The organism is Neisseria sp. P0006.S009 (assembly GCF_051962915.1).
Lineage (GTDB): Bacteria > Pseudomonadota > Gammaproteobacteria > Burkholderiales > Neisseriaceae > Neisseria > Neisseria subflava_E.
The window spans coordinates 141,473-157,257 of sequence record NZ_JBQCUV010000004.1 but is presented as its reverse complement, the minus strand read 5'-3'; the positions used below and the strand labels follow the sequence as shown (position 1 = coordinate 157,257).

At 49.8% G+C, this 15,785-nt stretch carries 15 protein-coding genes; 5 read left to right on the top strand and 10 right to left on the bottom strand.

The window, feature by feature from the left end:
* Positions 1–36: 36 nt before the first annotated feature.
* From ileS to ACTHTK_RS08490, 3 genes are all read right to left on the bottom strand, one after another.
* Positions 37–2,829 carry an isoleucine--tRNA ligase gene (gene ileS / locus ACTHTK_RS08500; RefSeq protein ID WP_440378157.1) on the bottom strand — a complete coding sequence of 931 codons (2,793 nt, stop codon included), beginning with the start codon at positions 2,827–2,829 and terminating at the stop codon, positions 37–39.
* A gap of 137 nt (positions 2,830–2,966) precedes the next feature.
* On the bottom strand, positions 2,967–3,893 hold the full coding sequence (gene ribF, locus ACTHTK_RS08495) for a bifunctional riboflavin kinase/FAD synthetase (protein ID WP_107723032.1): 927 nt from the start codon (positions 3,891–3,893) through the stop codon (positions 2,967–2,969).
* Between the two features lie 123 nt (positions 3,894–4,016).
* Entirely contained in the window at positions 4,017–4,406 is a 390-nt protein-coding gene (locus tag ACTHTK_RS08490; protein ID WP_004520101.1) for a hypothetical protein, read from the bottom strand.
* A 160-nt stretch (positions 4,407–4,566) separates the two neighbouring features.
* Here ACTHTK_RS08490 and ACTHTK_RS08485 point away from each other — a divergent pair, with 160 nt between their 5' ends.
* From ACTHTK_RS08485 to dapC, 4 genes are all read left to right on the top strand, one after another.
* Complete coding sequence (locus ACTHTK_RS08485; protein WP_107723031.1) at positions 4,567–5,442, top strand: YoaK family protein; 876 nt, start codon at positions 4,567–4,569, stop codon at positions 5,440–5,442.
* Between the two features lie 218 nt (positions 5,443–5,660).
* Entirely contained in the window at positions 5,661–6,341 is a 681-nt protein-coding gene (locus ACTHTK_RS08480) for an OmpA family protein (RefSeq protein WP_308186825.1), read from the top strand.
* Between the two features lie 340 nt (positions 6,342–6,681).
* A complete protein-coding gene (locus ACTHTK_RS08475) occupies positions 6,682–7,854 on the top strand; it encodes an NAD(P)H-dependent flavin oxidoreductase (protein ID WP_440378156.1) in 1,173 nt (390 codons plus the stop codon).
* 121 nt (positions 7,855–7,975) lie between these two features.
* Entirely contained in the window at positions 7,976–9,166 is a 1,191-nt protein-coding gene (gene dapC, locus ACTHTK_RS08470; protein ID WP_440378155.1) for a succinyldiaminopimelate transaminase, read from the top strand.
* A 47-nt stretch (positions 9,167–9,213) separates the two neighbouring features.
* Here dapC and ACTHTK_RS08465 read toward each other — a convergent pair whose 3' ends face one another.
* The 7 genes from ACTHTK_RS08465 to ACTHTK_RS08435 form a co-directional block, all read right to left on the bottom strand.
* Complete coding sequence (locus ACTHTK_RS08465) at positions 9,214–9,384, bottom strand: rubredoxin (protein ID WP_003680460.1); 171 nt, start codon at positions 9,382–9,384, stop codon at positions 9,214–9,216.
* An 84-nt stretch (positions 9,385–9,468) separates the two neighbouring features.
* Positions 9,469–10,560 (bottom strand): acyl-CoA dehydrogenase family protein, encoded by a 1,092-nt coding sequence (locus tag ACTHTK_RS08460; RefSeq protein ID WP_440378154.1) that lies wholly within the window; start codon positions 10,558–10,560, stop codon positions 9,469–9,471.
* A gap of 124 nt (positions 10,561–10,684) precedes the next feature.
* Positions 10,685–11,233 (bottom strand): carboxymuconolactone decarboxylase family protein, encoded by a 549-nt coding sequence (locus ACTHTK_RS08455; RefSeq protein ID WP_440378153.1) that lies wholly within the window; start codon positions 11,231–11,233, stop codon positions 10,685–10,687.
* Between the two features lie 150 nt (positions 11,234–11,383).
* Positions 11,384–11,806, bottom strand: coding sequence for a YidB family protein (locus ACTHTK_RS08450; protein ID WP_440378152.1), 423 nt, complete (start codon positions 11,804–11,806; stop codon positions 11,384–11,386).
* Between the two features lie 163 nt (positions 11,807–11,969).
* Complete coding sequence (gene ruvX / locus ACTHTK_RS08445) at positions 11,970–12,425, bottom strand: Holliday junction resolvase RuvX (RefSeq protein WP_107723027.1); 456 nt, start codon at positions 12,423–12,425, stop codon at positions 11,970–11,972.
* Positions 12,418–12,966: a YqgE/AlgH family protein gene (locus tag ACTHTK_RS08440; RefSeq protein WP_004520085.1), complete on the bottom strand. Its 549-nt coding sequence runs from the start codon at positions 12,964–12,966 to the stop codon at positions 12,418–12,420. Before ACTHTK_RS08440 ends, ruvX begins: the two co-directional genes overlap by 8 nt.
* A 27-nt stretch (positions 12,967–12,993) precedes the next feature.
* Positions 12,994–13,539, bottom strand: a complete 546-nt coding sequence (locus tag ACTHTK_RS08435) for a CreA family protein (protein ID WP_049328632.1) — start codon at positions 13,537–13,539, stop codon at positions 12,994–12,996.
* A 173-nt stretch (positions 13,540–13,712) separates the two neighbouring features.
* On the opposite strand from ACTHTK_RS08435, the gene ACTHTK_RS08430 reads away from it, so the two are divergent.
* Positions 13,713–15,620: a peptidoglycan DD-metalloendopeptidase family protein gene (locus tag ACTHTK_RS08430; protein ID WP_440378151.1), complete on the top strand. Its 1,908-nt coding sequence runs from the start codon at positions 13,713–13,715 to the stop codon at positions 15,618–15,620.
* The last annotated feature ends 165 nt before the right edge of the window (positions 15,621–15,785 follow it).

Here is a 15,785-nt window from a genome sequence, read left to right as displayed (position 1 = left end):
CAAAGTTTTCAGACGGCCTTTATTTAGACCAAACAATTATGCGTAATGTCTGTCTTCGCCTTTGCCGTCAACGTTGTCGGCACAACGTTTACAGATGGTTTCATGGCCTGCAACCGTGCCCACATCGTGGGTGTAGTGCCAGCAGCGTTCGCATTTTTCACCATCGCTGGCTTTAGCGGTCACAGCAAGTTCATTACCGACTTTCACTTCAGCTTTAGACACCAGCAAAGCAAAGCGTAATTCTTCGCCCAAAGTGTTCAGATAGTCGGCAATTTCTTCCGGAGCCGTAATTTCGGTTTCGGCTTGCAATGAAGAACCGACGGTTTTATCCGTACGCAGAGGCTCGATGGCGGCAGTTACCGCTTCGCGTGCTTCGCGGATTGCCGTCCATTTTTTCACCAATTCGGCTTCGGCTTTTTCATTGATAGACGGGAACTCATGCCAGGTATGGAAGAGGACGCTGTCTTCTTCGCCGCCACCGATGATGTCCCATGCTTCCTCGCCGGTAAAGCACAAAATCGGAGCAATCAGCAGAACCAAACTGCGTGTGATGTGATACAGGGCAGTTTGCGCGCTGCGGCGTGCATGGCTGTCTGCTTTGGTGGTGTAGAGGCGGTCTTTCAGGATATCGAGGTAGAACGCGCCCAAGTCTTCCGAGCAGAAAGAAACAATGTCTTTTACGGCGAAGTGGAAGGCGTAGCGCGGATAGTAATCGCCTGCCAGACGCTCTTGCAGCTGACGTGCCAATACCACGGCGTAGCGGTCGATTTCCACCATGTCTGCCTGTTGCACGGCATCTTCAATAGGATTGAAGTCGTTGAGGTTGGCAAACAGGAAGCTCAAGGTATTGCGGATACGGCGGTAGCTTTCGGTTACGCGCTTGAGGATTTCTTTGGAAATCGCCAATTCGCCGCTGTAATCGGTGGATGCCGCCCACAGACGCAGGATGTCTGCGCCGAATTCGTTGTAAACTTCTTGTGGTGCAACGACATTGCCGATGGATTTCGACATTTTGCGGCCGTTTTGGTCAACCACAAAACCGTGGGTCAGCAGCTGTTTGTATGGCGCACGACACATGGATGAGGCACAACCAGTCAACATAGACGATTGGAACCAGCCGCGGTGTTGGTCGCTGCCTTCAAGGTACAAGTCAGCCGGCCATTCCAATTCTTCGCGTTGTTTCAAGACGGAATAATGGGTCGAGCCGGAGTCGAACCATACGTCCATCGTGTCGGAAAGTTTGTCGTAATTTTCGCAATCTTCCGCGCTCAAGAGTTCGCTCTTATCAAGAGAGAACCATGCTTCGATGCCTTTTTCTTCGATGCGTTGTGCTACTTTCTCCAAAAGCTCAGCAGAGTTCGGATGCAGCTCACCGGTTTCTTTGTGAACAAAGAAAGTCATCGGCGTGCCCCAGTAGCGTTGGCGCGAAACCACCCAGTCAGGACGGCCTTCAATCATGGCTTCCAAACGCGCACGACCCCATGACGGGAAGAATTCAGTGTCATCAACGGCTTTGATGGCTTTGTCGCGCAGGGTTTTACCGTCAGCACCTGCTTTGTCCATACCGACAAACCATTGGCCGGTCGCACGGTAAATCAACGGCGTTTTGTGGCGCCAGCAGTGGGCGTAGCTGTGTTCGATTTTGCTGCTTGCCAAGAGGTTACCGGTTTCTTCCAACCATTGCAGGATAACGGGATTGGCTTCCCAAACGCGCATACCAGCGACACGAGGTGTTTCGCTGATGTATTTGCCTTCGGCGTTGACAGGGTTGTAAAGCTCGATGCCGTATTTATTGCAGACAGCGTAGTCTTCCAGACCATGCGCAGGCGCAGTATGCACCAAACCGGTACCGGCATCGGTGGTCACATGTTCGCCGTTGAGCATGGGAATATCGCGTTCGAGGAACGGATGATTCATATGCAGGTTTTCCAGCTTGTCGCCTGTGGTTTCTGCCAATACTTTCAGGTCGTCTGAAGTGAAGCCGTAACGTTTAAGCGCGTCTTCTGCCAAATCTTTGGCCAACACCAATTTGCCTTTAGGCGTATCAATCAATTGATACACCACGTCTGCGCCAGCTGACACAGCTTGGCTCGCAGGCAAAGTCCAAGGCGTGGTTGTCCAGATAACGGCAAACGCTTTGCCTTCGATACTTGCCAAACCGAATGCGGCGGCAAGCGCGGCAGTGTTTTTAAACGGATAGGCAACGTCAATCGCAGGCGATACTTTGTCTTTATATTCCACTTCCGCTTCAGCCAAGGAAGAGCCGCAGTCCAAGCAGAATTGAACTGGTTTCGCGCCGCGGTAGAGATAGCCGGATTTGTAGATTTCACCGAGCATACGCACGGTATCGGCTTCGGTTTTGAAATCCATGGTCAGGTAAGGATTATCCCAGTCGCCCAACACGCCCAAGCGGATAAAGTCTTTTTTCTGACGGGCAATCTGTTCGGCGGCATATTCGCGGCACAATTCGCGGAAACGGGCTTTAGGCATGTCTTTACCATGCAGTTTTTCCACCATTACTTCAATAGGCAAACCGTGGCAGTCCCAACCCGGTACATAAGGCGCGTCAAAACCGGCTTGGGTTTTGCTGCGGATAATGATGTCTTTGAGGATTTTATTGACGGCATGACCGATGTGGATGTCACCGTTGGCATACGGAGGACCGTCGTGCAGAATAAATTTCGGACGGCCTTTAGCGATTTCGCGCAGTTTTTGGTAGCGTTTTTGCTCGTACCAACTTTTCAGCCATGCAGGCTCGCGCTTGGCAAGATTACCGCGCATTGGAAACGGGCTCTCGAGCAGGTTTACGGTTTTACTGTAATCGGTCATTTTCTAATCTCTATTGTTGCGGTATTTCGGTTTCAGACGGCCTGATTGCTCATTTTGAAAAGAACAGGCCGTCTGAAAGAATCAAAGGACTTATTGTAGCCCAATTGTCTTGATTTTATAAGCGTATAGAAGCGTTTCTATGCTTCCCAAACCCTCGCATCTTCCATATCTTGCAAAATTTGGGTTTTCAATGCTTCGATACTTTCAAATTTTTTCTCGTCACGCAGTTTGTGCAGGAAGCGGACGAAGATGCGTTGTCCGTACAAATCGCCGCTGAAATCGAACAGGTGGACTTCCAACTTTTGCGAGCGGTTGTTGCTGACAGTGGGGTTAAAACCAAAGCTGGCCACGCCTCGGCGCGTACCGAATGTGCCGTCTGCCTCAACGACAAATACGCCGCTTAGCGCATAATGATACGGGGGAAGCTGGACGTTGGCGGTAGGCGCGTTGATGGTGCGGCCGAGCTTTTGCCCGTGCTTGACCTTGCCGCTTAACACGTAATCGTGCCCCAACAGTTTTTTGGCGTATTCCAACTTGCCGTCTGAAAGGGCTTGGCGGACGGCGGTACTGCTGGTGCGGATGTCTTCAACGATAACGGACGGTGTGCACTCGGTTTGCATATCGGGCTGTTGTGCCAAAAGTTCAAAACAGCCTTCCCGACCCGCACCGAAACGGAAATCGTCGCCAATCAGCAGATAACGCGTATTGAGCGTTTTTCGCAAAAGCCGGTCGATAAACACTTGCGCGCTCATCTCGGAGAAAGTTTGGTTAAAGCGCAAAACCCAAACGGCATCCACGCAGCCGGTTTCACGCAAAAGGCGCAATTTGGTACGCAGCGGACTGATGCGGTAAGGCAACTTTTTCCCGGCTTTGCGCGCAAAAAATTCTTTGGGCTGAGGCTCAAAAACAACAACGACAACAGGCAGACCGCGCTGGTCTGCCTCTCGTTTGAGTTTTTGTAGAATGTGTTTGTGCCCGAGGTGTACGCCATCGAAGTTGCCGATGGTTACGGCGGCTCCTTGCGGAAATTTGGGCGCGTGTCGCTGTCCAAGCCAGATGTTCATGGGTGGTGGGTATTGTGTTTGAATAGGCGGCTATTGTAAACGTTATTGCCGTTTCAATAAACCTTAGGCCGTCTGAAACCAATAAATATATGCTTTCAGACGGCCCTAAAGTTTGTTAATACCTTACCACCACCAAGGATAACGGCCAAACGGATATCCCCAATCGTCGTAATAGCGATAGTAACGTGCTTCGCGCAGCTGCTCTTGGGAAATATAGTTTTGCCATGCCATTTTGTAGCAGGCTTGGAACATCGGGTCGGAAACTTTGTCGATATATTTGAGGCGGAAGGCTTTTTGTTCCGCGGTTGCTACACCGGGTTTGCCTTCTTCGTCAAATTTGCGGCGGATCAGTGCGGCAGTTTCCTGATCGCATTGGGCAGCAAGATTGACTTGAAGATCCTGTTCATAGCGTTTCTGCGCTTGGGCGCGTGCAGCTTTTTGCTCAGGCGTGGTGGCACAGGCGGCAAGCAATGCAACGGCGCCAAACAATAAGGTCAGACGGATAGGATTCATCGGATGTTTCCTTATGTTTATATCTTTCTATTAATGTACGCCCTCATCTTGCAATGAGCAAGTGTAGCAACTTAGGAACACTTTATATTATTTGTTCTTGGTAGCAGACAGTTGCATATAAAATACACCCTGTATGAATGTTTAACTCCAAACCCACTCAATGAACACTGACAAACCGCCCCACTCCTACCGATTGCGCCACCACAGGCAACACACGCCGCCGTTTTGGCAGGCGGATCGCCCGTATCTGCACGAACACAATATTTCCGATGCCCGTTTCAGACGGCTGGGCTACATCATGGCCTTTCTTGCCGGAGCGATTAATGCCGGCGGTTACTTCGCATTCTCACGTTATACCTCCCATGTTACCGGCTCAATGTCGCTGTTGGCAGATGTTTTGTATCTTCAAGAGTGGAGTGTGGCCATTATTGCCACAATCAGCGTGTTGTGTTTTGTTGCCGGTGCCGCGCATTCGGGCTGGGTGATTTTATGGACGCAGCAGATGCGTTTCCGTGGCAGCTTTGGGTTTTCCATGTGGCTGGAAGCAGTTTATCTGTTGATATTCGGTTGGTTCGGTATTGCCGCGATGGAATGGGATTTTGGCGGCTCTGATTTTATTATGCCGTCTTTGGCATTGTTTTTATTGTGTTTTATCATGGGTATGCACAATACGGTTATCACGCTTCTTTCCGGCGGTGCCATCCGCTCCACCCACATGACCGGCACGGCGACCGACTTGGGCATTGAAATTTCACGCGCGCTTTACTACTCCAAACAACATCATCCGCGCCTGCCGCACGTCCGCGTCAACAAACCGAAAATGTGGCTTTTAAGCGGCTTGATGCTGTCGTTTTTGCTGGGCGGCGTGGTTGGTGTATGGGGTTATCATTTGGTCGGCCATCATTTCGCCCTGCCCGTTTCCGCCGTTTTGTTCATACTGGGTGCAGGCTCGGTGGGATACGATGTCAAAGTCAGATTGAAATGGGCATTTGTCAGCTGGTATCGCCGTAAAAAGAAAAACCGGAAAAAATCGTAAAGAAACTTACTTTTCATCTGACTGCAAAACAACCAAACGGTCAGAAAAATGCAGAAATGTTTCAGTATTATGTTAACTGGCAAATATTTGCGTAATATCGGGTTAAACCCGTTCTTTTACGTTTCGGATATTCGGTATCATTAATTCGTAATGACCCACGCGGTTTTTATTCATTTTTTTCAGACGGCCCGTGCCGTCATCTAAAAAGAGGATACGACATGAAATTCTTGAAACCCCTGACCGTTATTGCTACTGCAATTCCTTTGGCACTCACCGGCTGTGTGACCGATCCTGCTACCGGCCAACAATCTGCCAGCAAAACCGCTATGTATGGTTTGGGCGGTGCGGCTGTTTGCGGCATCGTTGGTGCGCTGACCCATGGTGGTAAAGGCGCGCGTAACTCCGCATTGGCTTGTGGTGCAGTAGGTGCCGGTATCGGCGGTTACATGGACTACCAAGAGAAAAAACTGCGTCAAAGCCTGGCCAACACCAACATCGAAGTTGAACGTCAAGGCAACCAAATCAAACTGGTTATGCCTGAAAACGTAACCTTCGCTACCGGCAGCGCTGCCTTGAGCGGCCATGCTCAAAGCGCCTTGTCTGCCGCTGCGCAAACTTTGGTTCAATATCCTGACACGACTTTGACCATCAACGGCCACACAGACAACACCGGTAACGACGCCATCAACGAGCCATTGTCTCGTAACCGCGCCGAATCTGTTGCCATCTTCCTGCAATCCCGTGGCGTAAGCAGCACCCGGTTGAGCACTTTCGGTTACGGCTCCCGTCAACCCATCGCCTCCAACGCTACTGTTGAAGGCCGCGCACAAAACCGCCGCGTTGAAATCTTGATCAACCCAGACCAACGCGCCATCGATGCCGCTAAAAAACAAATGTAATCCGACATCTGTCTGATTCCCATACTTAAGGCCGTCTGAAATTTCAGACGGTCTTTTTCTTTGTAGATTTTGTTTGCAATTTCTCCCCCTCAATCCAACCCATCATAAAATTTATTCCTTTATTAACAAGACTTTTCAATTTTTCCTTCAAAAAAACTGTATTAATACTCTAATTTTTACACTAACTTAGAGTATAATTCCTAAAATTTTAAAAACACGCCCCATGCCGTCTGAAAAACGGCGGCGAAAAACACACTTATTTATATACACATCAGTCCGTTATCCAATCCATTTCATAGGATTTCAGACGGCACCATCCAGAATCTATGAAGGAGCATTCATGCAAAACAACTTTGACCCATTGATTATCCGTGGCAAATCACTGATTCCCGTTGTACAAGGCGGTATGGGTGTAGGCGTTTCCGCATCAAAACTCTCCAGCGCTGTTGCGCGCGAAAACGGCGTAGGCACCATCGCCAGCGTCGATTTGCGCCACTTGCACGAAGATTTGCTGGCCGAATCAAAAATCGACTCCAGCGAAGAAAAATACACCCGCCTAAACTGCATCGCGCTTGACCGTGAAATCAAAAAAGCCAAAGCCGATTCAGAAGGCAAAGGCATGATTGCCGTCAACGTCATGAAAGCCGTAAAAGACCATGCCGCCTACGTCCGTCAGGCCTGCGAATCCGGCGCAGACGCGATTGTGATGGGTGCAGGTTTGCCTTTGGATCTGCCTGAAATGGCCGAGGGCTACCACAAAGATGTCGCCCTTTTCCCTATTTTGTCCGAGTCACGCGGTATCAATATCGTTTTGAGACGTTGGATGAAAAAAGGCATCTTGCCCGATGCCATCGTTATCGAACACCCTGCCCACGCAGCCGGCCACTTGGGTGCGGCAACCGTTGACGGCGTGAACGATGCCAAATTCGAGTTCAAACGCGTTATTGAAGAAACATTTGAAGTATTCAAAAACTTGGGCTTGGAAAGCGAAAAAATCCCGTTGGTACTCGCCGGCGGCATGGCAAACTTTGAAAAAGTCAAAACAGCCTTGAAAAACTGGGGCGCATCCGCCGTCCAAATCGGTACCGCGTTTGCCGTGACCGAAGAAGGCGATGCCCACATCAACTTCAAGAAAACACTGGCCGGTGCGGAAACCGAAAAAGTGGTTGAATTCATGTCTGTTGCCGGTTTGCCTGCACGCGGCGTGCGCACAAAATTCCTCGACAACTACATCAAACGCGAGGCCAAATTGCAAGCCAATGCCAAAAACGATCCGCGCCGCTGCACCCAAGGCCTGAACTGCCTGACCAGCTGCGGCTTGCGCGACGGTTTGGCCAAAGCCGGTCAATTCTGTATCGACATCCAACTTTCCGCGGCATTCCGCGGCGAAGTCGATAAAGGCCTGTTTTTCCGTGGTAAAGACCCGCTGCCGTTTGGCAACGCCATCCGTACGGTTCAAGAAACCATTCATTATCTCTTGAACGGTTCCCTGCCCGTCGTCCCTGCCAAATAAACGCACCAACACTCAAAAGGCCGTCTGAAAAACATTTAAACCCTGTTTTCAGACGGCCTTTTTGTCCCAATCCATCTAAAAAATGCTAAGATTATTGCCTTAATTTATCGGCAGAAACATCATGAACCCATTATTGAACCATCTCAAACCCTATCCTTTCGCCCGCCTGCGTGAAGCTATGCAAGGCATTGATGCACCCGAGGGCGTAACGCCCATTCATCTGCAAATCGGCGAGCCGAAACACCCGACGCCCAAAGTCATCACCGACGCGCTGACCGCCTCCCTGCACGAACTGGAAAAATATCCGCTGACCGCAGGCCTGCCCGAACTGCGCCAAGCCTGCGCCGAATGGGTGGCCCGCCGTTATGATGGTTTGAGCCTCAATCCCGATAATGAAATCCTGCCGGTATTGGGCAGCCGGGAAGCTTTGTTCTCTTTTATCCAAACCGTTTTAAATCCGGCTTCAGACGGCCCTAAACCAGTCGTTATCAGCCCCAATCCTTTCTATCAAATTTACGAAGGCGCGACTATTTTGGGCGGCGGCGAAATCCATTTTGCCAACTGTCCTGCGCCCAGCTTCAACCCCGATTGGAGCAGCCTGCCCGAAGACGTATGGCAGCGCACCAAAGTCCTGATTATCTGCTCGCCCAACAATCCGAGCGGCAGCGTCCTGCAATTAGAAGACTGGAAAGAAATTTTTGATTTGCAAGACAAATACGGCTTCGTTATTGCCTCTGACGAATGCTATTCCGAAATTTATTTTGACGACAATAAACCGATCGGCGGCTTGCAGGCTGCGGCGCAATTAGGACGCGGCACGCGCAACATTATTATGTTCACCAGCCTGTCCAAACGCTCCAACGTCCCCGGTTTGCGTTCCGGCTTTGTCGCAGGCGATTCCGAGTTACTCAAAAACTTCCTGCTCTACCGCACCTACCACGGCAGCGCGATGAGCATTCCCGTCCAACGCGCCAGCATTGCCGCTTGGAACGATGAAGAACACGTCATTGACAACCGCCGCCTCTACCAAGAAAAATTCGACCGCGTTATCCCCATTTTGCAACAGGCATTCGATGTCAAACTGCCTGACGCGTCGTTCTACATTTGGCTGAAAGTTCCCGATGGCGACGACTTGGCATTTACGCGCAACCTGTGGCAGAAAGCCGCTATCCAAGTGTTGCCCGGCCGATTCCTCGCCCGCGATACCGAACAAGGCAATCCGGGCGAAGGCTACGTCCGCATCGCTCTGGTTGCCGATGTGGAAAGCTGCGTCAAAGCGGCTGAAACCATAGTTGCTTTATACCGCCGATAAAACAAAGGCCGTCTGAAATTTCAGACGGCCTTTTTAAATCAACCAAGTTATATCACGAAATCCAACAGATAAAAATCTTCTTTGCCTACGCCGCACTCAGGGCATTTCCAGTCGTCGGGAATATCCTCAAACTTGGTTCCGGCAGGCAGGCCGTGCTCGGGATCGCCGAGGTCTTCGTCGTAAATCCAGCCGCAAGGGCCGCACATATATTGAGCCATTTTGTGTTCCTTCTATTTTAAAAGGCCGTCTGAAACCGTATTTTCAGACGGCCTTTCGTGTGTCTTATTGTTGATATTTTGAATTTATTGCGCTGCTTCCAAAGCGGCGATTTCTTTGCGTAGGTGTTTGATGGCCGGTGTTACGATGGCGACGAACATGGCCTCGCGGACGCGGCGTTGTGCCGGGCTGCGCATCAGATAACCTTTCGCGCCTGCATGCAATGCGGCAGATTGAGTGGCGTTCAATGCCAATACAGCAGCCGCTTCACGCAGTTTCAAGGTTGCCAGCGTGTCAGGTTTATTGTTCCATGCATCATCGGCAAGGCGTTCGGTTTCCGCCCATGCGCCGTCCAACGCAGCTTTCAACTCATCGTAGCTGTGGTCAAGGTAAGCGTTCACTTCCGCGTTCACTACATTGGCCATACGGATAATACCGAGCGCACCGTCAATCACACCGGCGCCGATACCCATTTGCAGCAAGATAAAACCGGCTTTAATGGTCGGGATATAAGACTGGAACTGCTCAGGCGCAGCAATCACATCTTCATCGGGAATAAACACATCTTTAAAATTCAGGCTGTAAGTGCGCGTGCCTTCCAAACCGCAAAACTCAGGGCAATCTTGCAGGGTAACGCCTTCCCATTGACCGCCGGTAATAAACATCACATAGCTGTCGCCGATTTGGGCGGTATTTGCCCAAATGTGGTCTTCGCCGATATTAGATACCCAAGGTAAAGCGCCGTTGATTTTGTAGCCGCCTTCGACACTTTCGGCTTGCAGATTGTGTTTTTCGATACTGGCAAGGTGTTTGACGGTATTGGACATGCCCGTACCGGCCAAAACTTTGCCCTGCAGAATATCGGCCAAATATTTGGCTTTAACCGCTTGGTTGGGAGATTGATGCAGATACCACGCGCAAGCTGCCTGACACCATGCGCTGAACGAAGTCGCGCCGCATTCTTTACCGATTTCGCGCAATACGGCGATTTGCGTTGCCAAACCCAAACCGTTACCGCCTTCTTCAACCGTACCGGTCGCGGCAAAACCGCCGATTTTGCCCAATTCCAGCATAAATTCTTTCGGGTACAGGCCTTTGCGGTCGATGTCGTCTACCAATGGTTTTAATTTGCTTTTAACGAGTTCGGCAACATTGTTCAGTAAAGCTTCGCGTGTCATGATTTTTTCCTCTGAATAAGGTTTGAAGCGTAGATGGTTCTACTCATGAATTATTCTTGGCAACAAGGATATCCTTGCTTTTTACTAAAAGGCCGTCTGAATTTTCAGACGGCCTTTGATGAGATTAGGCAAATGCCTGCAATTCAGGGTTGATTTCAGTTTTGGCAAGGTTGTTGACATAGTTGCACAAAGTTGCCAAAGCAACGCCCATGACGACTTCAACGGCTTGCTGTTGGTTATAACCGGCATCGAAGAAAGCTTTCAGCTCGTCGTCGGATACCGCGCCTTTTTTCGCCATAACGGCTTGGGTGAATGTCGCCAAAGCACTCAGTTTGGCATTGTCAAACTCACCCGCAGCCAACGCGCGTGCGGCTTTGATGGATTGTTCGGACAGCAGTTTTTTCAGGGTAGCCAGTTTGGTGTGGCCGGCAACGCAGAAACCGCATTCGTTGGTACGGGCGGCGATGATTTGGACAACTTCGACTTCACCGTCAGTCAGGCTGTTGGCCGCATTCAGCTTGCCAACTTCTTGATAAAACGCCAAAGCTTCAGGCGCATTGGCCAAAACGCCGATCAGGTTAGGAATAAAGCCGTTGTTTTTCAATACGGCTTCAATGCGTGGTTTAGCAGCTTCAGGAGCGGTTTCAACTGTGTGTATGGTCAAGCGGGACATGTGTATAACCTTCTTATCTGGTGAAATGAAGTGCACATCATAAGTCATCCGTCTCCATCAGAAAAAGACTTATTGGTTATTTACCGCGAACCAAAAGTTATAAGGCCGTCTGAACGGATTCGGACGGCCTTATCATAACGATTCAACTCATTATTTTATAAAGTTTTTCAGCAGCATAGAAGCGATGTCGTCCACGCCGAAGCCATCCGCATCTTGAGCCGTGCCATTAGGCGTCGCTTTATCGACCAAGTCTGGCAACACTTTTGCCAACAAATCGCCTGCTTGGCCGGCATCCACGCCGAACTTTTGCGCGATTTGGTTTACCGTATCGCTGCCCAAAGCATTTTGCAGGTCGGTGCCGGACACAGGCAGATTGCTGGATTGGTTGGAAACCCAGCTGCTCAGGGTATCGCCCAAACCGCCTTGTTGCAGTTGGTTGATCAGGTTGCCCACGCCGCCTTGCTGTTTCACCAAATCCATCGCCATATCGGTCAGAGAACCTTGTGCGCCGTTTTCGCTGTTGCCACCTAACATTTGAGTAGCCGCATTCAAAAGATTGTCCATGAGTGCCATGACTTTTTCCTTGTATTTGTGTCTAAAAAAGAGAACGGAGTGTAGCAAAATTTGCACTGAAAAAAATCAGGCTTAACCAAACTAAACTTCTTTTATCCCAAAGCCGTAACAAAACAAAGGCCGTCTGAAACCCAGTTTCAGACGGCCTTTATAATGAATAATGCTATTCTTCGCGGCCATTGAAATACTCGGCCGCGCCACCTTCAAAAAAACCTTGCAAAATCGCCTGCGCCGCTACTTGGTCAAGCACGGATTTTTGTTTTCGGCCAAATACTTGCGCTTCAGCAAGCAGGCTTTCCGCGTATAAGGAAGACATCCTTTCGTCCACCCAATAAACCGGCAAGTTAAAACGTCCGTGCAAACGGCGACCAAACTTGCGGCTCAAACGGGTCAGCTCATGCTCCGTGCCATCGGTATGCGTCGGCAGGCCGACCACAAAATACTTGGGCTGCCATTCTTTGACCAGCTTGGCAATGGCCTCGAATTTTTCATCATTACTGTTGCCGGTTACCGTCGCCAGCGGATGGGTCATGCCCAACTCGGCATCCCCCTGCGCCACGCCGATACGCGCCTCGCCGAAGTCAAAGGCCAAAACCGTGCCTTTTGTTGCATCAGGCATGGCCGACTCCTGAAACCAAGGCGTTCGGATTGATGCCTAATTTTTCAAAAGCGGCGGCATAACGGAGTTCGTAAGGCACATCAAAAAGAATATGCTCGTCCGCAGGCACGGTCAGCCAAACATTTTCCGCCAGCTCGCGTTCCAACTGCCCTTTGCCCCATTTTGAATAACCAATACTGATTAAAGCCTTGTCCACCGCACCTTCTTTAGACAAGTTTTCAATCACATCGCGCGAAGAAGTTAGCGCCACATTATCAGTTACCACCATGCTGTTTTGCCAACGGCCGATCGGCGTATGCACGACATAGCCACGCTCAATCTGAACCGGCCCGCCCATCATCACGTTTTCATGTTGCAGGCGCAACGGGATATTGCGGTCGGCGGCGGCGAAAATCATGTCCATGGTAATCGGCGAAGGTTTGTTGATGATGATGCCCAGCGCACCTTCTTCATCGTGTTCGCACACATAAATGACCGTATCCGTAAAAAACGGATCGTCCATATGAGGCATGGCAATCAGGAAATGGTTGGCTAAATTCATATTCTTTTAATCTATAAGCTGATTTTATTATTTTTGTCCGTCGGCAACCGGCGCATCCACCACGCACGCACCGTAAACCGCACCGCCTGCCGGTACCGGCGTATCGGTTTTCGCATGGGCAAAACACGATACTGCGCTCAAAGAGTTTTTCGGCGAACCTTGAACGATTTTATCGCTGTACACCAAATAAGCGAAAGACTTACGTTTCGGATCGTAGTAGCGGATAATCTGTTGGCTCTTAAATGCTATGCTGGCACTGCGTTTGAACACTTGTCGCGGTTTCAAAACCGCAGCCTCGTTATAACGGATGACTTCCGCACTTTGCACGCAGGAAACCGATGCGTCGCTGGCATCTTCTTCCAGATTGACCGTTTCTTTCAAACCGCCTTTTTTCGCATACGAAATATAGCAGGCAACCCCCTGCACATCAGGATCGTCAAAACCTTCCACTTCAATACGGTCGTTTTTACCCAGCATATGAAACACCGTACTGGCGCGTCCGATTTTATCGGTATTGTCACCGCAAGCCGCCAAAACCATGGCGCCCAACACTACTAATAAATATTTTTTCATAATATCCCGTCGATGCAGACTGTCAATTTCCAAGCAGACTAAAGCCCGTCCGCCTACTCTATCGTTACTATATAAGACCGTTCGTCCATATTGCAACCCGATATTATTTTCAGACGGCCTGACAGACAGTATAATCCGTCCTATTGTTCCTACTTTGATAGCAAGATCGAACCATGCGTTACAAACCCCTCATTCTCGCCCTGTTGCTCAGTTTCTCCCTGCCAACCTATGCTGCCAAAGACGCGCCGAAAGAAAAAGCGGCCGCCGTCAAAAAAGCTGCGCCCGTAAAAAAAGAGAAAGAAGCCACTAAGGCAGATGTCAAAAAAGAAACCTCAAAAAAACAAGCGGTAAAAGAAAAAGAGGAAGACAAAAAAGCGGTTAGAGCCAAAGCTGCCAAAGAGAAGGAAACCGCCGACAAAAATGAACGCGCTTCAGCCAAAAACAAAACAGCTAAAACCTCCGAAGCCGCTGCCGACAATAAAAAGGCCAACCGTAAAGCCGAAGAGCCTAAAGAAACAGCAAAAGACAAAAAAGCCGCAGCCGCAAAATCTGGCAAAGCCAAAGAACAAGACAAAAAAACTGCTGAAGATAAAAAAGACAGTAAAGCTAAAGAACCTGTAAAAAAAGCAGACCCTAAGGAAACCAAAGCCAAAGAGCCTGCTAAAAAAGCGGTTGAGGATAAAAAAGACGGCAAAAAAACCAAAGAGTCCGTAAAAAAAGCAGCCGAAGACAAAAAGGCCGAAGCCAAAGAACCTGCCAAAAAAGCTGTTGAAGACAAAAAAGACGCTAAAAAAGACACTAAAGCCAAAGAGCAAAACAAAAAAGACGAGCCTAAAGCTGAGCCTAAAGCCGTCTCTTCAGCCGACAACGATTTCAAAGCAGCCGTAACTGCCGCCGCCAACGACATGGAAACCAAAAAATCCTTTGCCAAACGCAACGAGGGTTTCATTATCCATGTCAATGCCACGCTCAAACAGCTGCAACAAACGCGCAACAACCTCTCCGGCATCAACCGCAAGCAACGCGACGCATGGGAAAAATTCCAAAAGCTAAATGCCGAGGCCAACCAGTTGAAAGCCGAAGTTTCCAATACGCGCGCCCAAATTTCGCGTTTTGTGTCCGGCAACTATAAAAACAGCCAGCCTAACGCGGTTGCCCTCTTCCTGAAAAACGCCGATGCCGGTCAAAAAACCCGCTTCCTGCGTTACACGCGTTATATCAACAACGCCAACGACCAAGTCATGAGAGACTTGGAAAAACAACAAAAAGAGCTGGCAACGCAAGAGCAAAAAATCAACAATGAATTGGCTTACCTGAAAAAACTGCAAGCCAATATCCAAGCTTCATTGCGTCAACAAGGCGTAACCAATACTGCCGAACAAGCCGAAAGCCGCCGTCAAAACGCGCAAATGGCCAAAGAAGCGCAAAAGAAAATCAACCACAGAGAAAACGAGCAACGCCTCAACAATCTCTTGAAAGATTTAGAAAAACGCAAAGCCGAGCAACGCAAAGCCGAGGCCGAAGCGCGTAAAAAAGCCGCCGAAGCCCGCTTGGCCGCCGCCGAAAAAGCCCGCAAAGAGCAGGCTGCCGCCCAACAAAAAGCCGAAGCCGAACGCGCCGCCATGTCCACGCTGACTGACGAAGACATGAAACTTCAAGCCCCGAACACCCAAGGCTTTACCGTCAGCAACGCCAACAGCTTCAGCCGTATGCAAGGCCGTCTGAAAAAACCGGTCAACGGCACATTGGCAGGCCTGTTCGGTCAAGACCGCGGCGATGGTGAAGTTTGGAAAGGCGTGTTCTACAATACTGTTCCTGCTCCGGTCAGCAGCATTGCCTCAGGCACGGTTACTTTTGCCGGCGAGCTTGAAGGCTACGGCAAAGTAGTCGTTCTCGACCACGGCGACGGCTATGTCAGCATTTACTCCGGCCTGAGCGAAATCGACATTGCCCAAAACTACGCCGTCAATGCCGGCAGTAAAATTGGTACCAGCGGCACTTTGCCGTCGGGCGAAACCGGCCTTTACCTTGAAGTTCGCTACAACGGACAAGTCATGAATCCGCTTTCATGGATTAACTGATCTTTCAGACGGCCTGAGTGAATTTTCCCTTCAGGCCGTCTGAATTTTCATCATAAACTACAATAAAACACGATTTTCACGCCTGTTCAGCACATTAAACAACAAACTTTTACCTTAAACTTATTGTTCCAAGCGTTTAAATCACATAAAGTCAACGGGTTCAGA